We start from the raw sequence: 25,345 nt of genomic DNA, 5'->3' as shown, positions 1-25,345 counted from the left end.
CCTCGTCAGGTAAAGCTTTTTAAATAAGGTGGTGAGATAATGGCACTGACCAAAGAACAGAAGAGAACACTTGTGGAGAGCTTCAGAATCCATGACAGAGATACAGGTTCTCCTGAAGTACAGGTTGCCATCTTAACAGAAAGAATTAACTACCTCACTGAACACTTCAAGATTCATAGAAAGGACCATCATTCAAGAAGGGGCCTTCTAAAACTCGTCAGTCAGAGAAGAAAATTACTTGATTATCTCAAAACTGTTGACAGGTCAAGATACGAGAGACTTATAGAAAGGCTTGGATTAAGAAAATAAAGAATGCAAAGAGTTGAGATTGAATTTAGAGGCAAAAAACTCAGCCTTGAAACTGGTGAAATTGCGAAACAATCAGATGGAGCAGTACTTGCAACCTATGGTGACACAGTAGTTTTAGCCACTGTAGTTGCAGCAAAAAAAGCATCAGAGGTTTTTGATTTTATTCCCCTAACCATAGATTACCAGGAAAAGGCTTATTCAGCAGGAAAAATACCAGGTGGTTACTTCAAGAGGGAGGGCAAACCATCTGAAAAGGAGATACTCACCTCAAGGCTTATTGATAGACCCATAAGGCCTCTTTTACCAAAGGGCTTTTTCTATGAAACTCAGGGTATAGTATCTGTCCTTTCCTATGGTGATGAAAATATTGCAGATATCCTTGGAATTATTGGCATGTCTGCTGCCCTCATGGTGTCTGATATTCCCTTTAATGGTCCGGTAGGTGCAGTAAGGGTTGGAAGGATTGATGAAAAATTCGTGGTCAATCCAGATCTTTCAGAAGCAGATAGGATTGATCTTAATCTTGTAGTAGCAGCTACAGAAGAGGCAGTGGTTATGGTTGAGGGCGGAGCAGATGAGGTTTCAGAATCTGTTATCCTTGAAGCCCTAGAATTTGCCCACGAGGAGATCAAAAAGATTCTGCCCATTCAGCATGAACTGAGAAAACTGGCTGGTAAGCAAAAGAGACCCACCATTGATATTCCCGTTGATGAAGAGCTTAAAGAGAAGGTAAATGCCTTCTGTCTTGAAAAGATGAAGGAATTTATACGGATACCAGGAAAACAGCAGAGACAGGCAGCCCTTGATATGCTTCTTGAGGAGACAATCAAGACACTCAATCCTGAAGGAGGAAGAGAAAGAGAGATATCCCTGATATTCAATGAGCTTGAGAAAAACCTCGTCAGGTCAATGATCCTTAATGAGGGTATCAGGGCTGATGGAAGAAGACCGGATGAGATAAGACATATATATTGCAGGGTCGGACTTCTACCCAGGGCGCATGGCTCTGCCCTTTTTGTAAGAGGTGAAACACAGGCCCTTGCAGCTGTAACACTGGGAACCCATGAAGATGAACAGAAGGTAGACAGTCTAGAGGGTGAGACCTATAAAGCTTTTATGCTTCACTACAATTTTCCACCCTTCAGTGTGGGAGAGGTAAAGCCACTGAGATCACCTGGAAGAAGAGAAATCGGTCACGGCGCACTTGCTGAAAGGGCATTGAAACCGGTAATACCACCAAAAGAGGTTTTCCCCTATACAATAAGGGTTGTTTCCGATATCCTTGAATCAAATGGTTCATCCTCCATGGCAACTGTCTGTGCAGGCACCCTTGCTCTAATGGATGCCGGAGTGCCTATTAGGGCACCAGTTGCTGGAATAGCAATGGGTCTTATTACAGAAAAGGACAGATATACTATTCTAACAGACATCCTTGGGCTGGAGGACCATCTTGGAGATATGGACTTCAAGGTAACAGGCACTGAAGAAGGCATTACCGCATTCCAGATGGATGTAAAGATTGGAGGGGTCTCAAGATCGGTTATGCAGGAGGCCCTTGAACAGGCAAGAAAAGGCAGGCTCCATATCCTTAGAAAAATGTCAGAGGCTATCGCTGCTCCAAGGGAGACCCTTGCACCCCATGCACCGAGAATATATACCATACAGATAAAACAGGATAAAATAAGGGACGTTATAGGCACTGGTGGAAAGGTTATAAGAAGCATTATAGAGCAGACAGGCGTTAAGATAGAAATAGAGGATTCCGGTCTAGTGAATATCGCTGCCACAGATGAAAGCTCTGCACAGAAGGCAATAGAAATTATAAAAGGAATTGTTGAAGAACCTGAGGTGGGTAAAATTTATCTCGGCAAGGTAAAAAGGATTGTTGACTTCGGTGCCTTTGTAGAGATACTGCCCGGCACCGAAGGACTTCTCCATATATCACAGATATCCCATAAAAGGATTGCAAAAGTCACTGATGTGCTTAAAGAAGGGGATGAGGTACTTGTTAAAGTAACAGAAATTGACAGTCAGGGCAGGATAAAATTGAGCAGAAAAGAGGCCGTACAGGAGGAGGATAAGGGAAGACGACCCGCCCGGATTTAGACATCTATTATAACTATTTGAATTATAAAGTTTTTTTAAAATATTGCCATAGCCTGCCATTTAAAAAGCTAAATCTGTTAAACTAATAACCTGTGTTATCACTAATCCGTGATAGTGACGGTAATATTGCATTTCCGCCTTTGTTAATCAGTAATTAACTGTAATTTACACTGTCATTAAAGATTCTGAAAGGAGCCTTTTATGGAATTCAGGAAAGAGTATCTGAGGAATGGAATTCCGGTTGTTATGGCGCTTATGAAGGAGTTCCGTTCCGTATCTCTTGGTATCTGGGTGAGAACTGGGTCAAGGTTCGAAAAACCAGAAGAAAACGGGATATCCCATTTTCTTGAGCATATTTTCTTCAAAGGTACCCAGAGGCGCTCGCAAAAGGATATAGCTGTAGAGATAGACTCCATCGGAGGAGAGCTTAATGCCTTTACATCAAAGGAAACCACCACATTTTATATCAAAGTCCTTGACCAGTTCATTGAAAAGGGAATAGATCTTCTCAGTGATATTTTTCTGAATTCCGTATTTCCAGAGGATGAAATAGAAAAAGAAAAATCCATAATAAAGGAAGAGATAAAGATGGTTGAAGATACTCCGGATGACTATATACATGATCTCTTTCACCAGACTGCCTGGGACAATTCAGGGCTCGGGCAGCCCATTCTTGGTAGAAGGGATACCATAAAGACCTTCACAAGAGAAAAGCTCCTTAATTATAAAAATAAATATTATGGAACAAAGGATATTGTTATATCCTGTGCTGGAAGATTTGAACCTGAAAAACTTCTTGAACTTCTGAACAGATATTTTGGTAACATGAATGCAGGTTCTGATCCTCCGGAGATAATTACACCAGTCTTTCATTACAGAAAAAATATTCATAAAAAGGATCTTTCCGAGGTTCATCTCTGTATAGGTGTGGAGGCCTTTCCTCTCTCAAGTCCCTACAGATATCATATTTCTATTCTGAATGCCATTCTTGGAGGCGGTGTGAGCTCAAGACTCTTTCAGGAAATCAGAGAGAAGAGAGGACTTGCCTACTCCATATATTCCTTTATTAATGGTTTTTTAGATACAGGTCTCTGGGGTGTTTATGCGGGTACTTCAAAGAAAAGGTACGGAGAGGTCATAGAGCTTGTTACAAAAGAGATGAGGGGACTCAAGGATACGATTACAGAGGATGAACTCAGAAAGACAAAAGATCAGATAAAGGGAAATATTCTTCTTGGCCTTGAATCCACAGGTAATGTAATGTCTCATGTAGCACGGCAGGAAATATACTATGGCAAACAGATATCCATTAAAGAAACAATCAACCAGATAGAAAAAATCTCGCTCAAAGAGATCAAAGAGATTGCTGATAGACTAACCCACAACAAGGATTTTGCCATAACCCTGCTGGGACCTGTAAAGGAATGAAAAAAATACTCATGGTTGGACTCACTGGAAATTATGGCGCAGGTAAGAGCTATATTCTCGAGTTTTTTAAACAAAAAGGTGCACTAACTATAAATTCTGATGAGCTTGTAAGAGAGCTCTTAAAAAAAGGGGAAATAAAAAAAGAGGTCAGAGACCTGCTCGGTGAAGGAGTCTGTACTCCGGATGGCGAGCTGGACAGGAAGAAAATAGCAGATATCATATTCAATGATGCCTTCCTCAGGCTAAAACTTGAGAATATAATACATCCTGAGGTATTCCGGGAGATTGAGAGGATCTTAAGTAATATAAAGGAAGGTATAATAATTGTCGAGATGCCCGTTCTTTTTGAAAGGGGATATCAGTATAAATTTGACCGGGTAATTACCGTATATGCAGATGATATGACTATATTCAAAAGACTTGAGGCAAAAGGTATATCAAGAGATGAAATTCTTAAAAGATGGAATAATCAGTTTGGCTATGATAAAAAAATAAGGTGTTCTGATTTTGTAATAGACAACTCCGAAGGAAGGGATATTAAAGGTCAGATAGAAAGTGTATATTCACAGTTAAAAGAAGAACTACAGGAAGGAGTAAATGATGGAGATCAAAAGACTTGAGGATATTAAGGAACCACCTTCAAGGACCGTTCTTACCATAGGCAACTTCGATGGTGTTCACATCGGTCACCAGAAGATTATAAAAGAAGTTGTAGAGAAGGCAAAAAGTATAAAAGGCACATCCGTCCTGATGACCTTTGATCCTCATCCACAGAAATTTTTCCATCCAGAAAAAGAGCTCCATCTCCTTACGCTCTGTGATGAGAAGGCAAGGATCATTGAAAAATTTGGTATACAGGTCCTGCTATGTGTGAAATTTGACTGGTCCTTTGCCAGCCTTGAGCCTGAGGAGTTCATCAAAAAGATACTTGTGGATAGCCTTGGGGTTAAGGAAATAATAATAGGAAAGGATTACAGGTTCGGAAAAGCTAAAAGAGGAGATATCGAGCTTCTGAAAAAAGAGGGTAAAAGATACGGTTTTAATGTAAAGATTATACCTCCTGTAAAAATAAAAGGGCAGACGGTCAGTAGCACAAAGATAAGAGCATTAATCAAAAAAGGAGATGTAAAAAAGGCAATGGAATTTCTCGGACGACCCTACTCCATAGAGGGCACGGTTATCAGTGGAGCAGGAAGGGGCTCAAGAATACTCGGTTATCCAACTGCTAATATCCTTTCGGGTTCAGAACTTATCCCCAAGAACGGGGTCTATGCTGTTAGGGTCGGAATTGAAGAATACCATACAGGAAGAAAAGGTGACCAAGTTACACTGCTTAATGGAGTAATGAATATAGGGACAAATCCAACCTTTGGCAATAAAGACCTCAGCCTCGAGGTTCATATAATTGATTTCCATCAGGATATTCTAAATAAATTTATAAAGGTCTACTTTATAGAGAGATTGAGGAATGAAAAGAAATTCGGGAATCCTGAGGCACTCAAAAGGGCTATCGAAAAGGATATAGAACAGGCAAAAACTTTACTTAAAAAGTAAAATATTAGAAGTTTTTTGTGATGGACAGAGCAAAATAATTACCTCTCATCATAAAGGATCAACATAGCATCTCACATCAAGACCTTCTTCTTTTGAAAATCTAATTATATCCCCAACTTTAGTACGGAATGATGTTCTGTCAAGTCTCAACAGGTAAATTGCTTCACTGGCTTTTGTCTTCTTTCTTTTCCTTAAATTTATCTGCCTTACTGAACTATCCATATCTTTTAAAAACCTGATTACTCTATCATAATCAATAACCTTTCTGGAGAAAATCCTGAGTATTACAAGTCTTGAAAAGGGTGGTAACTTATGGATCCTTCTCATTTTTAATTCTGAAAGAGCAAAACCCATATAATCAAATCTTCTTATATAATTGAAGACCTCGTATTCAGGTATCCTTGTTTGGAGAATTATTTCACCTCCATCTTTAATCCTTTGAGCAAGGTAATAGACCTCATGAAAGAGCCTCTCAGATGCCCGGTAATCAGGCATATTAAGGAATATATCGGCATCGAGAATCACACCGAGATAATAATTTTCTCCGTAAAGCAATCTGGGACTCGGTGAGATGGTAATACCATCAGTGGAATCAGCAAGAGCAAAGGAACTGAATCTTTCTTTTATAAATTCTTCTATCCTCTCAATTCCTGCTGATAGATGGTTCAGTTCTGTACCCCTGCAATGAGGACAGAGGTCGGGTAATGCCAGTACATTATCACAGATTCTGCATTTTAGATATTTTTTGCTTTTATAAAAAATAAAAGCACCTTCGCAGTCGCATCTGAGCACCTTCCCGCAGTCCCTGCAATAAATAAAAGAATAGCCTGATCTTGGAAGGGATAAGAGAATTTTCTCATCTTTTTTTAATACCCGCTCAATTTTTTTTAGGAGTCTTTCAGGAAAAAGTTCAGTTTCAGAGAATCCTCTCTTTATCCGGTTGACCATTATAGAAATCTTTTTTTTATGTTCAGTCTTTACTAATTTATACTTACCTACCTTTGCATTATAAATGGATTCCAGGGAAGGAGCTTCGGAACAGAGATAGACAGGAATACCTTCTATATATGCTCTCATCACAGCCATATCCCTTGCGTTGAAAGAGGGAGTCTCCTCCTGTTTATAAGAACCAGATGCCTCATCAAGAACAATGATCACGGAAGGTTTGAAGGGTGAAAACACAGCATTTCTGGTACCTATTACAATATGTGAAAGATTCTGTGGATTAAGAAGTTTAGTGTAATTTGCTCTCAATTCAGAGGATTTAAGTCTGCTGTGATAGAAAATGAGTCTATCCCTGTAGGAGTCTGAAACATTTTTATAAACCTCTTCAGCCCACTCAACTGAAGGCACAAGTATGATAGCTCCCCTTTCTGCTTCTTCAAGAAGTTTCAACAATCTCCCTGTTCTCAGTACATCCTCCATAATAAGGGTGGCACTGTAAGTACTTTTGAAAGAGGTACTGGACCGAAATATCTCCGGTAACTTCAATCTTCTATTTCTGAAGATAAAAGAGGGAACCATTGATCTGAGAAGTGTACCTTCTTCAGCCATATAATGTTCTGCAGCCCATTCAAGAAGTTTAACAATTTCTTCTCTTAAAAAAGGAGAGGCAGCAATAATCTCTTTTAATCTACTGGCATCTCCATAAGCATCATTCCTCACTCTAAGAACCACTCCTCTCATGAGTCTTTTTCTGAGCGGAGCTTCCACAAGAGAGCCGGGTCCGACCTTTGAGGTTAATTCTTCAGGGATAAGGTATGTCAGTGTACCCAGCCTGAGGGGAAAGGCAATGTCACAATAAACTTTGCTATTCATAAGACTATTATGTCATAATAATAACTGAGATGAAGAAAAAATTAATACTACCAGCATTTATTTTGCTTCTGTTTTTAACAGGGAGCTGTGCTTCCTCAAGTAATTTTAAAGAGGTCTCCCTTAATCTTCCTGACAGTAATGAATTAATTCTCCTTTCAGGAGAAGCTGAAAATCCCTATTATTACTATATACTCGGGTATCAATCAGAACTCCATGGAGAGTGGCAGAAAAGCCTGAATTTTTATATAAAGGCTGAATCCCTCGATCCTGATTCAGCATATTTAAAGCTCCAGATAAGCAATCTCCTTATAAGGCTGGGTAAGGTCGAAGAGGCAATACTGAAGGCGGAGGAGGGATTGAGAATTGATCCTGATAATGTGCAGATATTGCTTCTTATCGGACAGCTCTATAATGCCCAGAAAAGGGTAGAAGATGCCATAAAGGTTTTCTCAAGAGCTATTGAAAAAGAGCCTTCAAACCGCGAAGCCTATGTTTTTCTCGGAAGCATATATGCAACCCTTGAAAAATTTGATGATGCTCTCCAGGTCTTTGAATCTCTTAGAAGACAATTTCCTGATGAACCCCTTTCCTATTTTTATTCAGGAGTCATATATCTTGAAAAAAACAACCCGGATAAGGCAGAGGGCTTCTTCAAAGAAGCAATAAATAAAAAGGATGATTTTGATGGACCCTATTTTTATCTTGGTCTGATTCAAGAGATGAAGGACAATCTTAAAGAAGCAGAAAGGTATTATAAAAAGACAATCGAGCTCAATCCCCATAATCTTCAGGCGAGACAGAGACTGAGCCAGCTTTATATAAAGCAGAAATCCTATGGAAGTGCTATTACAGAACTAAGGGAACTCCTCAAGCTCCTGCCCCAGGACCTTGATGCTCACATGAGGCTGGGTTTACTGTACATGCAGCAGGAAAATTATGATAAAGCAATTGAGGAATTCAGACTCATTCTACTGAAAAGACCTGATGCAATAGAGCCGAGATATTATCTTGCCCTTTCCCTGGGCGAGCTTGGAAAAACTGAAGAGGCAATGAGGGAGCTTCAGAAGATACTTGAATACGACCCGGACAACATAAATGCCCTTCTTAATATGGGAGTCTTTCTTTCAAGACAGAAAAGATACAGTGAAGCAATCAGCATATACGAGAAACTACTTAAATTAATACCTGACAGACCGGATCCCTATCTCTTTTCGGGCATACTCTTCATCCAGATGAATGAAACTGAAAGGGCTATCAGTATACTGGAAGAGGGAATTAAAAGATTTCCTGAACATCCTGACATGCACTTTAATCTTGCAGTAGCCTATGAGAAGGCAAAGAGGTTTGATGACATGGAGCGGGAACTCAGAAAGACCATAGAGCTTGACCCAGAACATTATGAGGCGATGAATTATCTTGGCTATTCCTTTGCTGAAAGGGGGATAAAACTTGATGAAGCACTTAGATTAATTCAGAGGGCGCTGGAACTGAAACCTGATAGCGGACATATAATTGATAGTCTTGCATGGGTCTATTATAAAATGGGCAGATTAAATGATGCCCTGAGGGAAATCAAGAGAGCAATAGAGATTCTAAAGGATGACCCTACGCTTTTTGACCACCTTGGTGATATTTATAATGCCCTGGGCATGAAGGAAATGGCAAGGGAAGCATGGAAAAAAGCCCTTGAATTCATAGATAAAGAACCCTCTTTAAGAGATAGTATTGAAAAAAAATTAAAGACACAATAGACAGGATATGAGATTGCTCCTGATACCAAAATATCTGGTCACAAAAGATATTATAAGCTTTGCTCTGTCTGAATAAAGATGGCTGATTTGGTCGGCGAGATTAAACTTTCTGAATGGATTACCGAGATATTAATCTACATTATCCTTTCCTTCATACCTCCTATAGACATCTGCTGATGAAACTCCTTGCACCTGCCAAGATAAATTGGTTTCTTCATGTAATGGATAAAAGACCTGATGGCTACCATGAGATAATGAGCCTGATGCAGTTAATTAACCTCTATGATGAAATAGAGATAGAACCTGAAGAAAGACTTCTTGTTGAAACTGAACTTAATATACCTCAGGAAGAAAATATAGCCTATAAGGCAGCATGCTTTCTTAAGAAAGAAACAGGTTATAAAGGTGGTGCGATAATTAGGATTAAAAAGAACATTCCTCACGGTGCTGGTCTTGGTGGCGGAAGTTCTGATGCTGCTACAACCCTAATCGGGCTTAATAAAATCTGGGGATTGAACCTCTCAATTAAGGAACTTTCAGAGATTGGTGCAAGTCTGGGTTCTGATGTCCCCTTTTTCCTGAAGGGACCTGCTGGAGTAGTTAGTGGAAGGGGTGAGATTATTGAAAATATAGATATTAAAGAATCATATGTTCTTCTTCTTGTAAAGCCAGAGTTTTTTATATCTACTGCCTGGGCATATAATGAACTTGAGAGAATGAGAGCTAAAAAGGAAGATATTATCGGAACTGAGGACAAAGGAGTCATTCGGGAGCTTATAAAATCAAGTATAATGAATGAATCCTTTCTCTACCTGATCAGAGATTCTGTAATTTTCAAAAATGACCTTGAAATACCTGTCTTTAATCATTATCCATTCCTCAGAGAGGTCAAGGAGAGACTGATTAATGAGGGTTCACTTTATGCTGCCATGACAGGAAGCGGTTCTACTATCTTTGGTATCTTCAGAACAGAAAGAGAGGCATTAAAGGCATCAAAGGCATTTCAGGGTTTATGGACAAAGATCGTCCGAACAATAGTGGAAAATAAAGATTAAAGGTTAATTTTTTAAAATTAAAAATTATCAATCTCTCTTTGAGTTACTCTCAAGACCTCCTCAATGGTTGTAATACCATTAAGAACCTTCCTCAGGCCATCCATCCTAAGGGTCTTCATACCTTTTTTAACTGCATGTTCCTTTATTGTCTGGCTATCAGTTTTTTTATTTATTAGTTCTCTTATCTCATTATCTACGATAAGTATCTCAAAAAGTCCTGTCCTTCCAAGATAACCTGTACCCTTACATCGCTCACAACCAGAGCCTTTTATTAATGACTTAATTTCAGCGGGTGCTACAAAAAAAGCCATTTCATAATAACTTGGTTCATAGGAAATTCTGCAATAAGGACATACTGTTCTTACAAGCCTCTGGGCAATCACACCTGAAAGTGATGAGGCAAGTAAATAGGGCTCGATACCCATATCAAGAAGCCTTGTTATTGCAGATGGTGCATCATTTGTATGAAGGGTGCTCAGAACAAGATGTCCTGTAAGAGATGCCTGTATTGCTATTTCTGCTGTCTCCAGGTCTCTTATCTCACCGACCATTATAATATCAGGGTCCTGCCTGAGAATTGATCTCAAACCAGTTGCAAAGGTAAGCCCTATCTTTGGATTTACCTGTATCTGACCTATACCCTTTAGCTGGTATTCAACCGGATCTTCAATTGTAATAATATTCTTTGTTACAGAATAGAGCCTGTTAAGACAGGCATAGAGGGTTGTTGTCTTTCCACTTCCTGTTGGTCCGGTGACAAGAATTATTCCATTTGTCCTCGATAGAAGCCCTTCCATGAGCTCTTTATTTTCATCCTCAAGACCAACCTCATTAAGACCCTTAATACCCTGTGCTCTGTCAAGAAGCCTGAGAACGACCCTCTCTCCATAAACAGTGGGAATAATAGAAACCCTTATATCAATATCCCTTCCTCCTATCAGAAGCCTTATTCTCCCATCCTGTGGAAGCCTCTTTTCAGCAATATCAAGAGCTGCCATTACCTTTACCCTTGTAATAAGGGCATCCTGTATGAGTTTTGGAGGACTGAGAACCTTTGTAAGAACTCCATCAACCCTGAATCTTATCTCAAGATCCTTTTCATAGGGCTCAATATGGATATCACTTGCCCTTTCCTTTACAGCCTGCTGAAGAATTGCATTAAGGAGCCTTATTATGGGTGCATCTTCTGTAAGCTCAAGGAGGTCCCTTGGTTTTTCAAACTCAGTTGCAACAGAGGAAAGATCCTCACCACTTATTGTCTCCATCACCTCCTCTGCTGAACCGAGCTGTCCGTAGAACCTGCCTATAGCATCAAGAAGTTCTTCCCTCGAAACCATTAAAGGAGAGGGCTTTAAGCCCTTTTTCCTTGCGAGCTCAATGAGACTGAGCATGCCATTTTCATCAGAGACGAGTCCGACCAGTTCACCATCAGATATCTTTACAGGAAGTAAGAGATTTGCCTTTGAAAAGGTAATGGGTATCTCTTTTAGAAGTGAAAGATCGGGAGAGAGATTTTCTGGTTTCATAGATATTTATACTCCAACTATTTGATTTTTTTTCATTTCTATAATGTTAATTCAGCGATAATTATTCATAAATTAAAACTCCTTTTTGCTTTAGCATTATCATTTTCTTAACTAAATCCCAAATTTATTATATTTGCTGAATATTATGAACTGGTTTTAAATAATACATAATTGGGTTCGACGAGCTCAATCTCCGGCTTCTTTGAGAGTTCTTCAACATACTCTATTACATCCTTACCATCAGGAAGTCTTACTCTGTAGAGACCTGTTTTTTCTGTATATTCAATTAGCGAGAGTCTATTTTCTCTGAAAAATTGATCTATTCTTTCTCCTGTTATATTTTGTTTGAATCTTATAATTACCTCTCCTTCTGCATATCTGTTGTTACTGCGAGAAAATTCTTTTTTCTTATCGGTGGTAAGGTTTTCCAGGTCCTCTGAATTTTTTACAATATGGGGTGTTATGAACACCAGAAGATTGGTCTTTGCTTTCTGAACGCCTTTATATTTAAAGAGCCATCCAAGAATGGGTATGTCTCCAAGAAGGGGAACCTTTCTCTCAACCTCCTCATGCCTTTCCTGCATTAGGCCACTTATAACAACAGTCTGTTTATTCTTTACAGTAACTGTGGTCTTTGTTGAACGTTTGGTTGTGGTAGGTCCGATATTAATAAGTATATCCGTATTAGCCTCTTTTTTGACAGCAGAGATTTCCTGATAGATGTCAAGCTTAACATAATCTCCCTCGGTAACCTGAGGTGTAATTTTAAGTGTTATCCCGACATCCTTTCTTTCTATGGAACTCAAGAGTATATTCTGAGCAGCTGGATCCCTTTCTCTTTTTGATATAAAAGGTACATTTTCACCAACAACGATCTCTGCCTCTTTATTGTCAGAGGTAAGTATTTTAGGTGTTGACAGGACATTCACACTATCTTTAAACATATCAAGGCTAAAAAGCGCTGCAAACCCCGGAACTGTAAGTGTCGTGACCTCCACTGTTCCATCAGGTTTAATGACCGATATGGGGATATCAAGAAAATTTCCCATTCCACCAGCACTTAAACCGCTGAGACCCGTCACTATACTGTAAAGTGTTGATGTATCAATGGTACCGAATCCACCTATCGCAACAGGCTCTCCTTCCTTTCTTCCGATAATACGCCATCTCGAACCCAGCTCCTGAAGCTTTTCTATAGATGCCTCAACTATCATTGCCTCAACAAAGACCTGTCTGCGTTTCCTGTCAAGCTGCTTTATGACTTCAACAAGATTCTGATAATCAGCACTTGAGGCAACTATCACAAGACTGTTTGTAGCCTTATCAGGAGATATTGTAATGCCCAGGGGAGACTCAAATACAGCCGGTTGCACCTGTGCTCCTGGTGCAGGTCTCTGAGCAGCTCCCTTCACAATACCATCAAGAACCTTTGCCAGTTCTTCCGCATCAGCATTCTCAAGGAAATATACATTTACCCTGCCCTTAGCACCCTCTGGCTGGACATCAAGTAAACCTATAAGTTTTTTAACACTATCCTTTGTATCCCTGTCCCCAAAGATTATGAGGGCATTGAGCCTTGGCTCAGAAGCAACCCAGAACTGCTGAACCTGGGGTTGCTGGGGCCTTGTTTTTAATTTTCCGAAGCCCTCATTAATTATCCTTGCCACCTGGTCAGAAGATGCATATCTTAAAAAAATGATCTCCGGTTCAAGCTCCTTTGAAGGCTGGTCAATAATCTCAAGAAGGGAGAGGATCTTCTCTATATTCATCCCGGAGTCAACAACCATGATAAAATTTCCTGGTCCAAAGGAAGATATGTATCCATCCCGAGATATCACAGGCTGAAGAAATCTCTGCGCCTCCTCGGATGTAATGTATTTAAGGGGTATAACTCTTACTATGTAACCCTCATTAACCTTTACGGGCTCTTTAACAATCGGTATCCCTTTCTGTTTTGCCTCCGATAGGGGAATAATCTTAAGGGCATCAACTCCTGAAGGAACAACCGTAAAACCCTTCATCTCAAGGACAGAAAGAAAAAGGTCATAGGCTTCGTCTATGCTTATCTTTGCGGGTGCAATTATAGTGATTTTGCCTTTCACACGCTCATCAAAGATAAAATTCTTACCTGTTATCTCACTGATAAATTTTGTGATTACAGGAAGATCCACATCAACGAAATTGAAGGTCACCATCCTCTTTGAAGATTCAGTTATCTGGGCATAACATTCCTTAATGAAATATATGCTTAAGATTAAAGAATAAAGGTAGAAAGATAACATTAAGACCCTTAATAATGACCTTAATATGCAACCCCTTTCTACCAAATCTACCTCCTCATCTGATCTGATAGGTCATACTTATCCTCTGACCCCTTCTCATAATATCAAGTTCTATCCTGTCCATTCCCTTAAGGGCGCTGAATGCCTGGAGAGCACTTTCCGGTCCTGTAATGGGAAGATCATTTACCCTTAGAAGGATATCACCGTCTTCAAGACCGAGACTCTCATAAACCCCACCTTTCTTTAACTCTCTAACTACAAAACCTTCCTGCCTTCCATCAACAATATTAGGAATAAACCTTGCATCTGTCAGTATCTCCCTCGGATTTTCTATAGCCTGTCTGAGGGCATCAGAGCTGATTGTAAAGACATTTGGAGCTGACCTTACTAAACCTGTCTGGGATCTGACCACTGGACTTCTTGCCACCTCTGGGCTATGACCTCTTAGCTCTGTTATTATCACATCTGCAATCTCATAGACCCTGTCACCTGATGTTGTCTTTAGGATAATTTTATTTTTATAAACTGCCTTGAGTCTTCCTATTCCGAAAACATCCTGACCCTTTCTGAATATCTCCTGCTTTCCTGTTGAATCCACAATAATTGCATAATCATGATCACCACCTGATACAGTGCCTATCAGTGTTATCAAGCTATCTGCATGGGAATTTTCTATTTCTTTCAGTATTCTGAACTCACCCTTCAATCCAAAGGGGTTATCTTTAAGAAGGGCTGCATAATCATCAATGGAGAGGGACTCATGAGTCTCAATCTTTTTTTGAAAGGTTTCTCTTTCAAGTTCCATACCTGAAGGGGACAGAAAAACCCTTATTAAATAAAATATAGAGAGGATTAGAGAAAAAATTAATAATGGATTTAACCATTTTAATATCTTTGACAAAGTAACGAGAAGCATAATGAATTATAACACAGCTAAAAAAGGGGAGCAAATAAAAAAACTTCTTATCCGGACGATCTTCATCACGGATTATTATTCTATTGAATACATAACTCTCTTATATTTGGTCACTGAAATTTTTTAGTTCTCCATAAGGATAGAGTGTTGACATGGCTGAGCTTTCAGTCTCTATACCCGATTCTTCAAGTGCTGCCACTGGATTAAGACCACCTGCTATGACTATACCTGCCCTGTCAATTCCAGGAGGGATACCAAGGACAGGTTTATTTGGAGAGCCAATGACAAGAATTCCACCCATACCCCTTTTCATTAATATCTTTGATATCTCCTTAACCTTTTCCAGACAGACGATTGGTATTTCCCTGTAACTTGCCAGTATTTTACCTCTTCCCTTCTTTACTGCATCCATAACATCTGTCATCTTGCTCCTAATAAAGACCTCATGAGGATCAAGGGATGAACCTTCATAACTTATCAGTGATAGAAACCTTAGAGGTTTTTTATCATCAATCTCCAGAATACCACCAAATCTTGAGGTCACTGGTATACCTGCCTTGAGTAAAATACCATTGATTGTTATACTGCAGACTGTTCCTATTCCAACCTTACCACTGGGAACAGCAATATCTCCTATTCTTTCACCTGCTTTTTTTAAAACAAATCTTGTACTCATTATATAGGGAGAAGAAAAAACAGGTTTCATGATCTTCAGAGCAGCATCAAGGGAATCTTCAGGAATGAAGGATACATTCAGTATTACATCTCCTTCCATGGTATCAATATTAAAAGTTGTCAGGTAAGAAAGGGTCTCTATCTTGGTAATTACAAAATTGGTCTTTTCAAGAACAAGTGCATGCTGAAGCTCCTGCCTTCCCTTTTCCGTTATTCTTCTGCCTTCTTTTCCAAAAACCTCTGTATATCCCTTTTCATCAAGTATCTTGAGATGATACCTTACTGTTCTCTCTGTAAGGTCTATTCCATGAAGTTTGAGCTGTCTTGCTATTTCCCTTGAGCCTATTATTGAATTCTGTTTGTCAAGAACCTTAAGTATTGCTATCATTACTTTATTCATAGTATCCTCTTTTCATACATCAAAGTATCTTTCAAGTTCCCAACCTGTGACCTGCATCTTGAATTCATTCCATTCCTTAAGTTTAATATTAAGATATCTTTTATAAAGATGTTCTCCCAGGATCTCCTCTATCATCCTGTCTTCCTTCATTGCTTCAAGGGCTTCAAAAAGGGAAGATGGTAGTGTATCAATCTTCATTTGACTCAGGCGTTCTTCATCAAAACTGTAAAGATCTTCCTCTACTGGTTCTGGCAATTTCATATTCTTTTCTATACCATCAAGGCCTGCTGCAAGCATTACCGCAAAGGCAAGATAGGGATTACATGCTGGATCAGGACATCTGAGCTCTATCCGTGCCGATGCTGACTTCTCCTCAAACCATTGCGGAACCCTGATCAGGGCAGATCTGTTTATCCTTGCCCATGAAATGTACACAGGTGCCTCAAAACCTGTAATAAGTCTTTTGTAGGAATTAACAGTAGGGCATAGAATAGGCATCATGCCCTTTATATGGTGAAGCTGACCTGCCATAAAATTATAAGCTGTCTTTGACAGTCTGTATTTGTCCTCTTGATCATAAAAGGCATTCTTGTTAGCCTTAATATCAAAGAGACTCTGGTGAACATGCATTCCGGAGCCAGCAAGTCCCATAATTGGCTTTGGCATAAAAGTAACCCTAAGATTTCTTCTCTGTGCTATAGCCCTTACAGTAGCCCTCAAAGTGATAAGTCTATCTGAAGTAAGAAGGGCATCTCCATACCTGAAATCAATCTCATACTGGCCCGGGCCTACCTCATGATGCATTGCCTCAACCTCTATTCCAAAGGTTTCAAGACATGCAGTAATCTCCTTGCTGAATTCATGAATCTCGTCACTTGCTAGATCAAAATAACCATTATGGTCAAGTGGTATCCTTTCTCCGTTACCCTTGAATAGGTAGAATTCAAGTTCAGGACCTAGATTATACTCCAATCCCATCCTTTTTGCTCTATCAAGGGTCTTCTTCAGGATGTATCTGGGGTCACCTTCAAAAGGTCTGCCATCAGGTCTGTAGATATCGCATATCAGTCTTGCTGTTCTTTCCTCTGAAGAACTCAACCAGGGAATTATAGAATAGGTGGAAGGATCGGGCTTGAGATAGAGATCACTTTCGTGGATCCTTGCAAATCCTTCAATAGAAGAGCCATCAAACCATGCTCCGTACTTAACTATATCTTCAAGTCTATTAAGAGGTGCAGTTATCTCTTTTAAACGACCGTGAATATCGGTAAACTGAAGATTTATAAAAATTACCCTGTCAGCCTTTGCTCTTTCAAGAACCTCCTTTTCATCCATAAGCATTCCTCCCTAAACAAGCAAATGGGGGCTGATTTTCAGCCCCCATTATTTAATAATTTACTTCAACAAAATCTTCTCCGCCTCCTCCATATCAGCTTCCATAACGTAGGGTATTCCTGTCACCTCCGAGGCCTCCCTGGTAAGAGCAACAAGGTCTGACCTGTCAATATGTTTTATGGCAAATTTTCTCGCACCTGCCATGAGCTGCTGGAGTCCAAGCTTGAGTCTGTCACAGAATGTATACATGGCAATAGCTCCCCAGGGTAGCTCCTCTATCCTCTTACCAAATTTTGACTTTAAATGTTCATAGGTGATAAATATCCTTTCAGGAACATCACCGTATTTTTTTATCTCGGTTGGAAGTTTATCCTCTTCAACCCATTTCTTAATATTCTTTCCGACAAAGGCGGGTATCATAAGCGCCCTTCCCATACATACAGCCTTAAAATAAGGAGCACCAAGGGCAAGTGCCTTGAATATGTGATCCTCAAGAGAAAAACCTCCTGCTATTGCAAGATCAGGAACATATTTTCCCTTTGCTTTCAATTGATTTGCAAATTTATAGGCAATGGACTGGAGGTATATTGTTGGAATACCCCATTCGTTCATCATTCTCCAGGGACTCATACCTGTACCTCCTCCTGCGCCATCAATGGTTACAAGATCTACACCAGCATCAGAAGCAAATCTTAAAGCCCTTGCCAGGTCTGTAATCCTGTAAGCCCCTGTTTTTAGAGAAACAAACTTTGCTCCGGCTTCACGATAATGCTTTACTGTTTTTATAAAATCATCGTAATCAACCATACCGAGTCTTGAGTGCCTCTCAAATTCTTTGAACTCCTCTTGTCTGAATGCTTCCTGTACCACGGGATCTTCGGGATCAGGTAATACAATATAACCCCTCCTCTTTAATTCAAGTGCCCTTTCAAGGGACTTTAACTTCACCTCACCTCCTATATCTTTTGCACCCTGACCCCATTTAAGCTCAATGCATTCAACACCAAGTTTTTCTATTGCATATTCTGCCGAACCAAGTCTTGTATCTTCGACATTCTGCTGCAAAAATATATTACCATAACCATTATACCAGTCCTTAAACCATTTAACCCTTCTTTCAAGTTCAGGAGACTTTACTACTTTGCCATTCTTAAATTCAGCTTTTGGATCCATTCCCACAACATTCTCACCTATAACAACAATTATTCCTGAAATAGCAGCACCGGCAGCAAGACCTTCCCAGTTTTCTCTTGCTATATCAGTGGAACCCAGTGCGCCAGTAAAGACAGGAAGACTAAGTTTAATCCTGTGTTTATTTCCTATCTCAACCTCTGTTGATACGGCAGGGAAAATAGCCTTATCAGGATCTGGGTCAATCCCTACAGCTCCCACACAGGTTCCCTGTATATTTATATGGGAATAATCGACAGGATACTGTTTTATTGCACCTGCTGTAACCTTTCCGAAAGGTCCGGGATAAATAACCTCCCTTCCTCTATAAGACGATTTTCCGATCTCACAGGGACCAGGACAACCATCAAGGCAGACTGAACAGATACCGGAATAAGGAGCAGGGTCATTCACTCTGTTTCTTGTGCCAGTTGCAGCTGTTGCATTAGGTCTTCCATAATTCATAGCAAACCTCCATTAAGTAATTCTTTATTCTTCTGGATAAATTTAAGTATTTATAATCCAGAAGGCCAAAAAATATCTATGATATTTTTTGGCTTTTTAATTTTTAAAAGTAAATTTAAAAAACTATCCTTTACACTCAGGTATAACAATAAGGAGTTCAACCTCCTCATCAGTTTCATTCCTCCACTGAGATGGAAAGACATCTTTAAGTAAAAGACCATCCCCTTCATTTAATTCATCTGTAAAATCACCAATCCTCACAGTTACTCTCCCTTTTATGATATAAATAAATTCCGGAGATTTTCTATAAAAGAAGTGTCTATTCAGACCTGATTTCGGTCCTATATTTACAATAAAAGCAAGGAGGACATCATCAAAGAGAAGATTTTTTATTTTTACACCTTCTTCTACATCCTTTAAATCAAGATTTTGTCTTTTAATAACGAGCCACGGCTTCCTTTTCTCTGTTTTAAAGAAATTGCCTGGATCAACGCCAAGGGCATCACACAATTGAAGAAAAGAGCTTAATGAGGGACTTATCTGATTATTTTCTACCTGAGAGATAAAGCTTGCACTGAGTCCTATCTTATCTGCAAGCTCTTTCTGACTTATCCCGAGCCTTGTTCTTACCTCCTTTATCCTGACACCTATATCTGTTGCTGTCTCTTTTTTTATAGGCCTAATTAATACATCCCTTCCCTTAATTTCATAAAGATGTGGTTTAAAAGCTTCTCTATCTTCCCTGCCATCGAGTTTCTTTGCCTTTATGTAAAGATATTCCCTTCTCGCATATAATTCCAGGACCACCTGTGTTACATGTCTGAGATTGGCCTTAAATTTTTCACTGTGTGCATCTTTTTCCAGTACCCAGTAGGCAACTGTTCCAAGATCGTAAAGTCTCGGACACATAAAGGTAAAAAAGTTGTATGTAGCTTTTTCGTCACCCCAGAGTTCCTGCATACCGGTAAGGCTGTCAAAGATATATCTTGCTCTGTGTCTGACTGTATCTCCTGTGGCATTTATTCTTTTTGTAAATTCCTCTATATTCTCTGGATGTTCAAATCTTATCACATTCTTTATGTCAGAATTTTCGTAAAATCTTAAAAAGGTGCTATCATTCTTCCCTTTTCCTGATGTGAAACAGTCAATAAGATTAAAATAACCGGATTCTATAAATTCACCTAATTCGTTTAACAGGCTCTGTGGTGATTTATTAAAACTTATATAATAAACCCTCTCTTTATTTTTTGTGGTTTCCTTAATGAAGTTATAAAGAAAAATCTCATGAGATGTACCTGAATCAATCTCCCATACCACATTATCTCCTATACGCAAGTAATCTATAAGTAAATCAAGGTCCCCTATACCGCTGGAAATCCTGTGCATGGCTAACCCGTAGTATAGCCAAAGCATTATGGCTTAGTCAAAGACATTAATGAATTTGTGTGCTAAAGACCTTGAATCATTTATTATAAATTTTAAAATATATACTTGACAGGATAATAATATATTATTTATCATATTAGGCAATTGGTTACCGTTTGCCTATGAGAGTATTGATCATAAAAAATACGCCTCTTGAAGGACCCGGTACAATAATTCAATTCTTGAGCTATCACTCAATTGATTACAGAATAATAGAAGCTGGAGCCGGGGAAGAGATACCCACGGTCGAAGGATATGAATATCTCATAGTTTTAGGTGGACCGATGGCTGTATATGAAATGGATAAATATCCTTTTCTTAAAATGGTTGCCCTATCTATTGAAAACGCCCTCAAAAAGGATAGCAAGATCCTAGGTATATGTCTTGGTGCGCAGCTTTTCGCCCATGTGCTTGGTTCAAGGGTCTATCCTGGAGAAAAAAAAGAGATTGGATGGTTTCCGGTTAAACCAACGCTGGATGGAGCAAGGGATGAGGTATTCAGAACATTGGTTGAACCTTCTGATACAACAACCGTCTTTCAGTGGCATGGAGATACCTATGACCTTCCTGAAGGTGCCTTCCGGCTCGCCTCCTCTGAACTCTTTCAAGAACAGGCATTCAGGTACGGAAATTCCTATGGCCTTCAATTTCATATAGAGATTACACCGGAGATTGTGATAGAATGGTTTTCAGACAGTTATGATTTGGATAACATAATGAAACTTACGAATCTATACTATCCCCGCTACAGATTAAAGGCAGACCTGTTTTACAGGGCCTTTTTCAACATAAAAAATTAAATCTCAGGAGGAGCTATGGAAAAACCAAGAGACAAAAAAGATGTAATGGAGCTGATCAAGCAGCATGATGTCAGATTTATAAGATGCTGGTTCCCTGATATCCACGGTCAGCTCAAAAGTTTTGCAATTCACATTGATGAGCTTGAAATGGCCTTTGAGGAGGGAATGGGTTTTGATGGTTCATCAATTAAAGGATTTGCAAGGATTGATGAAAGTGACATGATCGCAAAGCCAGATCCAACCACTTTTGCAATCCTTCCATGGAGACCCAAGGAAAAGGCTGTTGCCAGAATGTTCTGCGATATACTTGAGCCAGATGGTACACCATATAAGGGTGATCCAAGATATGTTCTGAAAAAGAGCCTTGAAAAGATGAAACAGATGGGTTTCACTAATTTCTATTTAGGTCCTGAACTTGAGTATTTTTATTTCAAATCAGAAAAATGTCCTGATATCCTTGATGAAGGAGGATACTTTGACTATCCCATGGATGCTGCAGAGGACCTCAGGAGAGAGACCATCCTTGCCCTTGAATCAATGGGAATAAGGGTTGAGTATTCTCACCATGAGGTTGCACCCTCCCAGCATGAGATAGACCTAAGATATGCAGATGCCCTTGAGATGGCAGACATGGTCATGACGTACAGGGTAACTGTAAAAGAGATTGCCCGTAAATACGGTGTATATGCTACCTTTATGCCCAAACCTCTTTTTGGTGAAAATGGAAGCGGAATGCATACCCATCAGTCACTCTTTAAGGGTGATAAGAATGCCTTCTTTGACCCGAAGGATAAATATCATCTCTCCGATGTGGCAAAGTCTTATACTGCAGGCATTTTAAAACACATAAAGGAAATTACCCTTGTACTTAATCAGTGGGTAAACTCCTATAAAAGGTTAGTCCCCGGTTATGAAGCACCTGTATATATTTGCTGGGCGAGAAGGAATCGCTCTGCACTTATAAGGGTTCCCATGTATAAACCTGGAAAGGAAAAGGCAACAAGAATTGAGCTTCGTTCACCCGATCCAGCCTGCAATCCCTATCTTGCCTTCTCCTGCATGCTTCATGCAGGACTTAAGGGAATAGAAAAGGGATATAAACTTCCCGAGCCTACAGAGGTCGATGTCTATCATCTTTCAGCCGAAGAAAGACAGAAGATGGGTATAGAAGAACTTCCGGGAAGCCTTATAGAGGCAATCGAGATAGCAGAGAAATCCGAACTCCTTAAAGAGGCACTAGGCGAACATATATTCAATGAACTGATTGCAAGCAAAAAGATAGAATGGGATGAATACAGAATAAGGATCCATCCCTATGAGATAGACCGTTATCTGCCCATTCTTTAATAGTAAAAACCCCGGGGTCAGCTCCCCGGGGTAAATTTTATTCCGTATTTTTTTATCTTATAGCCTATCTGTCTCTGGGTTATGCCTAGGAGTCTAGCAGCCTCAGACTGATTATAATTTGTCTTGATAAGGGCTTCTTCAATCCTCTTTTTTTCAATCTCCTCAATCTCAACTTTTAGGCAACCTGATTTATTCACGGCAAGTGAAATGTCCTCCTTTATGAAAAGGGGAAGGTCTTCTTCTGAAATGGTGTCTTTATCTGTGAGAAGTACAAGCCTCTCAATGGTATTCTCTAATTCTCTCACATTGCCAGGCCAGCGATAATTAACCAATCTCTCAAGACATCTGGACGTGAGAGATACATTTTTACTGTATTCTTTATTAAATCTCTTGAGGAAATATTCTATAAGGACAGGAATGTCTTCCTTTCTCTCTCGGAGCGGGGGTAGAAATAGAGGCACCACATTAAGTCTCCAGTAAAGGTCCTCCCTGAAGTCACCGTTCCTTACCATTTCTTCAAGATTTCTGTTGGTAGCGGCTATAACTCTTACATCTATCTTTAATGTCTTTGTTCCGCCCAGTCTCTCAAAGGAATGTTCCTGAAGAACTCTAAGCAACTTTGCCTGAAGAGAGAAACTCAGATCCCCTATCTCATCAAGAAAGATTGTTCCACCGTCAGCAAGTTCAAATTTACCAGGTTTAGAACTGCTTGCTCCTGTAAAGGCACCCCTTTCATATCCGAATAGTTCTGCTTCAAGGAGATTCTCAGGAATGGCAGCACAGTTAATGGCAACAAAGGGGCCTTTTGCTCTGTCACTTTCATAATGAATAGCCTTGGCAAAGAGTTCCTTACCTGTACCGCTCTCACCTCTTAAAAGTACAGCTGCTTTTGTTCTTGCAATCTTAAGACATGTTTTTATAATATCTTCCATTTTATCAGAGACGCTTATTATGTTTGAAAATCTGAAATGACCTTTGAGTTCCATGCTTAGCTCTTCTCTTTTCCTCTTCTCTTCCTCAAATTTCTTGTGCAACATGATGGCCTGTCCTATCAGGGTTGCAACTATGTTTAAGACCCTGAGGTCCTCCTCAAAGGAAATCCTTTCATCAAAGATCCTGTCGGCAGAAAGAACTCCAAGAACCTCATTTTTAATCTTTACGGGCACACAAATGAAGGAGATATTCTCTTTTTTTAATCTTGCCTTAGTCCGGTTTAAGAACATGGGTTCCTTGCTTATATCTGGCACAATCATAGGAGCACCAGCCTCCACTACCCTGCCTACAATTCCCTCTCCAAGTCTGTATTTTCCTCTTGCTATCTGTTCTTTGGTAAGGCCATAGGCAACAGCTATTTTCAATTCAGATGTTAGAGGATCAAAAAGTGTTATCGTACCCCTTTTTAGCTCCAGGTGGTCTGAAAGTATCTTGAGTGCCTGATAGAGATTTTCTTCCAGGTCAAAAGATGAGCTCAGGACCTTGCTTACCTCAAACAAAGCGGTCAGCTCTCTATTCTTTCTTTCAAGTAAGGACATAAAAAATTATAACAAAAATGTAAATGAAATTACAAATTTGTTTTGATACATAACCTTTTTCTCTTTCTTGATAAAGAATTGCCTGTAAAAATGTGATGGCATGCTAATTGCTTCATACAAAATTAAGTAAATTTTTAAAAAGGAGGTTTTTATATGAGACAGATAGCAATTTATGGAAAGGGTGGAATTGGAAAATCAACAACAACACAGAACACTGTGGCAGCCCTTGCTGAAGCTGGCTACAGGTGCATGATAGTGGGTTGTGATCCGAAAGCTGATGCAACCAGACTGATTCTGCACAAAAAGGCTCAGGCAACCGTCATGGACATGGCCAGAGAAAAAGGCAGTGTAGAGGATCTGGAACTTGAAGAAGTACTGCTTGAAGGTTTTAAGGGAATCAAGTGTGCAGAATCTGGTGGCCCTGAGCCCGGTGTTGGCTGTGCCGGAAGAGGAGTTATAACTGCTATAAATTTTCTTGAGGAAAACGGTGCCTACACTGATGATCTTGATTTTGTCTTTTATGACGTTCTCGGAGATGTTGTATGCGGTGGATTTGCCATGCCGATCAGGGAAGGAAAGGCAAGGGAGATTTATATTGTTACATCTGGTGAGATGATGGCGATGTACGCTGCTAATAATATAGCAAGGGGAATTCTTAAATATGCCCAGAGTGGAGGTGTTAGACTTGGTGGTCTTATCTGTAACAGCAGGAAGGTCGACAGAGAATATGAATTGATCTCAGAACTGGCAAGAAGACTCAATACACAGATGATACATTTTATTCCAAGAGACAACCAGGTACAGAGAGCGGAATTAAGAAGAATGACAGTCATAGAATATTCACCAGAGCATCCACAGGCTGATGAATACAGAGCGCTTGCGAGGAAAATAGCTGAAAATACGAATCTTGTAATACCAACACCGCTAACAGTGGATGAGCTCGAACAGTTACTCATGGAATTTGGGATACTTGAAGATGAAAAAGTTGCTTAAAGGAGGAAAAAAATGAGCACAGCAATTAAAAGAACCCAAAAAATTATAAGTGAGGTTATAGAAATCTATCCGGAAAAAACAAAAAAAGACAGGGCAAAGCATCTGGCTGCAAATGATCCGAAGGGCGAGTGTATTTCAGGATGTCAGGTTAAGTCTAATGTCAAGTCCAGACCTGGTGTAATGACAATAAGAGGTTGTGCCTATGCAGGCTCAAAGGGTGTTGTGTGGGGTCCTGTCAAGGATGTTGTGCATATAAGTCATGGACCTGTAGGATGCGGTCAGTACAGCTGGTGGTCAAGAAGAAATTATTATAATGGAATTACCGGAATAGATACTTTCGGCACAATGCATATAACAAGCGATTTTCAGGAAAAGGACATAGTCTTCGGTGGGGATAAAAAACTGGAACAGTTATGTCGTGAGATAAAAGAACTCTTTCCTCTTGCAAAGGGTATCAC

The 25,345-nt window shown here is 39.7% G+C and carries 20 protein-coding genes; 11 read left to right on the top strand and 9 right to left on the bottom strand.

Features of this window, described 5'->3' with window-relative positions:
- The first annotated feature begins 39 nt into the window (after window positions 1-39).
- The 5 genes from rpsO to N2257_04960 all read left to right on the top strand — a co-directional run bounded on the left by rpsO (window position 40) and on the right by N2257_04960 (window position 5,397).
- A complete protein-coding gene (gene rpsO, locus N2257_04980; protein ID MCX7793742.1) occupies window positions 40-309 on the top strand; it encodes a 30S ribosomal protein S15 in 270 nt (89 codons plus the stop codon).
- 3 nt (window positions 310-312) lie between these two features.
- Window positions 313-2,415, top strand: a complete 2,103-nt coding sequence (gene pnp / locus N2257_04975; protein ID MCX7793741.1) for a polyribonucleotide nucleotidyltransferase — start codon at window positions 313-315, stop codon at window positions 2,413-2,415.
- A 201-nt stretch (window positions 2,416-2,616) separates the two neighbouring features.
- Window positions 2,617-3,843, top strand: a complete 1,227-nt coding sequence (locus N2257_04970; GenBank protein MCX7793740.1) for an insulinase family protein — start codon at window positions 2,617-2,619, stop codon at window positions 3,841-3,843.
- Window positions 3,840-4,463 carry a dephospho-CoA kinase gene (gene coaE, locus N2257_04965; protein MCX7793739.1) on the top strand — a complete coding sequence of 208 codons (624 nt, stop codon included), beginning with the start codon at window positions 3,840-3,842 and terminating at the stop codon, window positions 4,461-4,463. Before N2257_04970 ends, coaE begins: the two co-directional genes overlap by 4 nt.
- Window positions 4,441-5,397, top strand: coding sequence for a bifunctional riboflavin kinase/FAD synthetase (locus N2257_04960; protein MCX7793738.1), 957 nt, complete (start codon window positions 4,441-4,443; stop codon window positions 5,395-5,397). Before coaE ends, N2257_04960 begins: the two co-directional genes overlap by 23 nt.
- Window positions 5,398-5,445: 48 nt before the next feature.
- On the opposite strand, the gene N2257_04955 is transcribed toward N2257_04960, so the two are convergent.
- A complete protein-coding gene (locus N2257_04955; GenBank protein MCX7793737.1) occupies window positions 5,446-7,215 on the bottom strand; it encodes a hypothetical protein in 1,770 nt (589 codons plus the stop codon).
- Window positions 7,216-7,244: 29 nt separating this feature from the next.
- Between N2257_04955 and N2257_04950 the strand changes: the two genes are divergently transcribed.
- On the top strand, window positions 7,245-8,966 hold the full coding sequence (locus N2257_04950; GenBank protein ID MCX7793736.1) for a tetratricopeptide repeat protein: 1,722 nt from the start codon (window positions 7,245-7,247) through the stop codon (window positions 8,964-8,966).
- A gap of 176 nt (window positions 8,967-9,142) precedes the next feature.
- A complete protein-coding gene (gene ispE, locus N2257_04945) occupies window positions 9,143-10,021 on the top strand; it encodes a 4-(cytidine 5'-diphospho)-2-C-methyl-D-erythritol kinase (protein MCX7793735.1) in 879 nt (292 codons plus the stop codon).
- Window positions 10,022-10,038: 17 nt separating this feature from the next.
- On the opposite strand, the gene gspE is transcribed toward ispE, so the two are convergent.
- The 7 genes from gspE to N2257_04910 form a co-directional block, all read right to left on the bottom strand.
- The gene (gspE, locus tag N2257_04940; GenBank protein ID MCX7793734.1) at window positions 10,039-11,547 is read right to left on the bottom strand and encodes a type II secretion system ATPase GspE; all 1,509 of its coding nucleotides are present in this window, start codon (window positions 11,545-11,547) and stop codon (window positions 10,039-10,041) included.
- Between the two features lie 143 nt (window positions 11,548-11,690).
- Window positions 11,691-13,742 carry a type II secretion system secretin GspD gene (gene gspD, locus N2257_04935; GenBank protein ID MCX7793733.1) on the bottom strand — a complete coding sequence of 684 codons (2,052 nt, stop codon included), beginning with the start codon at window positions 13,740-13,742 and terminating at the stop codon, window positions 11,691-11,693.
- 142 nt (window positions 13,743-13,884) lie between these two features.
- Window positions 13,885-14,634, bottom strand: coding sequence for a hypothetical protein (locus tag N2257_04930; GenBank protein MCX7793732.1), 750 nt, complete (start codon window positions 14,632-14,634; stop codon window positions 13,885-13,887).
- Between the two features lie 211 nt (window positions 14,635-14,845).
- Window positions 14,846-15,820 (bottom strand): NrpR regulatory domain-containing protein, encoded by a 975-nt coding sequence (locus tag N2257_04925; protein MCX7793731.1) that lies wholly within the window; start codon window positions 15,818-15,820, stop codon window positions 14,846-14,848.
- 12 nt (window positions 15,821-15,832) lie between these two features.
- Window positions 15,833-17,155, bottom strand: coding sequence for a glutamine synthetase family protein (locus tag N2257_04920; GenBank protein ID MCX7793730.1), 1,323 nt, complete (start codon window positions 17,153-17,155; stop codon window positions 15,833-15,835).
- Window positions 17,156-17,215: 60 nt separating this feature from the next.
- Window positions 17,216-18,790: an FMN-binding glutamate synthase family protein gene (locus N2257_04915; protein ID MCX7793729.1), complete on the bottom strand. Its 1,575-nt coding sequence runs from the start codon at window positions 18,788-18,790 to the stop codon at window positions 17,216-17,218.
- Between the two features lie 123 nt (window positions 18,791-18,913).
- Entirely contained in the window at window positions 18,914-20,176 is a 1,263-nt protein-coding gene (locus N2257_04910) for a helix-turn-helix domain-containing protein (GenBank protein ID MCX7793728.1), read from the bottom strand.
- A 161-nt stretch (window positions 20,177-20,337) separates the two neighbouring features.
- Here N2257_04910 and N2257_04905 point away from each other — a divergent pair, with 161 nt between their 5' ends.
- Window positions 20,338-21,015 carry a hypothetical protein gene (locus tag N2257_04905; protein MCX7793727.1) on the top strand — a complete coding sequence of 226 codons (678 nt, stop codon included), beginning with the start codon at window positions 20,338-20,340 and terminating at the stop codon, window positions 21,013-21,015.
- 15 nt (window positions 21,016-21,030) lie between these two features.
- Complete coding sequence (locus N2257_04900; protein MCX7793726.1) at window positions 21,031-22,362, top strand: glutamine synthetase family protein; 1,332 nt, start codon at window positions 21,031-21,033, stop codon at window positions 22,360-22,362.
- Window positions 22,363-22,379: 17 nt separating this feature from the next.
- Here the strand turns inward: N2257_04900 and N2257_04895 are convergent, their stop codons facing one another.
- A complete protein-coding gene (locus N2257_04895) occupies window positions 22,380-23,894 on the bottom strand; it encodes a sigma 54-interacting transcriptional regulator (protein ID MCX7793725.1) in 1,515 nt (504 codons plus the stop codon).
- Between the two features lie 153 nt (window positions 23,895-24,047).
- Between N2257_04895 and nifH the strand changes: the two genes are divergently transcribed.
- Together nifH and N2257_04885 are read left to right on the top strand one after the other, a co-directional pair.
- Window positions 24,048-24,887 (top strand): nitrogenase iron protein, encoded by an 840-nt coding sequence (gene nifH, locus N2257_04890; GenBank protein ID MCX7793724.1) that lies wholly within the window; start codon window positions 24,048-24,050, stop codon window positions 24,885-24,887.
- Between the two features lie 12 nt (window positions 24,888-24,899).
- Window positions 24,900-25,345 (top strand): nitrogenase molybdenum-iron protein alpha chain (locus N2257_04885; protein ID MCX7793723.1); only part of this gene is annotated, 446 nt, incomplete at its 3' end.

It is taken from the genome of Thermodesulfovibrionales bacterium, assembly GCA_026417875.1.
GTDB lineage: Bacteria > Nitrospirota > Thermodesulfovibrionia > Thermodesulfovibrionales > CALJEL01 > CALJEL01.
Note: the sequence above shows the minus strand (reverse complement) of the source record. Positions and strands in the feature narration are given on the sequence as shown.

What these genes read in the sequence shown, in the direction of transcription:
- rpsO (MCX7793742.1), top strand. Translation starts at nt 40, where the DNA reads ATGGCACTGACCAAAGAACAGAAGAGAACACTTGTGGAGAGCTTCAGA.
- pnp (MCX7793741.1), top strand. Translation starts at nt 313, where the DNA reads ATGCAAAGAGTTGAGATTGAATTTAGAGGCAAAAAACTCAGCCTTGAA.
- N2257_04970 (MCX7793740.1), top strand. Translation starts at nt 2,617, where the DNA reads ATGGAATTCAGGAAAGAGTATCTGAGGAATGGAATTCCGGTTGTTATG.
- coaE (MCX7793739.1), top strand. Translation starts at nt 3,840, where the DNA reads ATGAAAAAAATACTCATGGTTGGACTCACTGGAAATTATGGCGCAGGT.
- N2257_04960 (MCX7793738.1), top strand. Translation starts at nt 4,441, where the DNA reads ATGATGGAGATCAAAAGACTTGAGGATATTAAGGAACCACCTTCAAGG.
- N2257_04955 (MCX7793737.1), bottom strand. Translation starts at nt 7,215, where the DNA reads ATGAATAGCAAAGTTTATTGTGACATTGCCTTTCCCCTCAGGCTGGGT.
- N2257_04950 (MCX7793736.1), top strand. Translation starts at nt 7,245, where the DNA reads ATGAAGAAAAAATTAATACTACCAGCATTTATTTTGCTTCTGTTTTTA.
- ispE (MCX7793735.1), top strand. Translation starts at nt 9,143, where the DNA reads ATGAAACTCCTTGCACCTGCCAAGATAAATTGGTTTCTTCATGTAATG.
- gspE (MCX7793734.1), bottom strand. Translation starts at nt 11,547, where the DNA reads ATGAAACCAGAAAATCTCTCTCCCGATCTTTCACTTCTAAAAGAGATA.
- gspD (MCX7793733.1), bottom strand. Translation starts at nt 13,742, where the DNA reads ATGGTGACCTTCAATTTCGTTGATGTGGATCTTCCTGTAATCACAAAA.
- N2257_04930 (MCX7793732.1), bottom strand. Translation starts at nt 14,634, where the DNA reads ATGGAACTTGAAAGAGAAACCTTTCAAAAAAAGATTGAGACTCATGAG.
- N2257_04925 (MCX7793731.1), bottom strand. Translation starts at nt 15,820, where the DNA reads ATGAATAAAGTAATGATAGCAATACTTAAGGTTCTTGACAAACAGAAT.
- N2257_04920 (MCX7793730.1), bottom strand. Translation starts at nt 17,155, where the DNA reads ATGGATGAAAAGGAGGTTCTTGAAAGAGCAAAGGCTGACAGGGTAATT.
- N2257_04915 (MCX7793729.1), bottom strand. Translation starts at nt 18,790, where the DNA reads ATGAATTATGGAAGACCTAATGCAACAGCTGCAACTGGCACAAGAAAC.
- N2257_04910 (MCX7793728.1), bottom strand. Translation starts at nt 20,176, where the DNA reads ATGCACAGGATTTCCAGCGGTATAGGGGACCTTGATTTACTTATAGAT.
- N2257_04905 (MCX7793727.1), top strand. Translation starts at nt 20,338, where the DNA reads ATGAGAGTATTGATCATAAAAAATACGCCTCTTGAAGGACCCGGTACA.
- N2257_04900 (MCX7793726.1), top strand. Translation starts at nt 21,031, where the DNA reads ATGGAAAAACCAAGAGACAAAAAAGATGTAATGGAGCTGATCAAGCAG.
- N2257_04895 (MCX7793725.1), bottom strand. Translation starts at nt 23,894, where the DNA reads ATGTCCTTACTTGAAAGAAAGAATAGAGAGCTGACCGCTTTGTTTGAG.
- nifH (MCX7793724.1), top strand. Translation starts at nt 24,048, where the DNA reads ATGAGACAGATAGCAATTTATGGAAAGGGTGGAATTGGAAAATCAACA.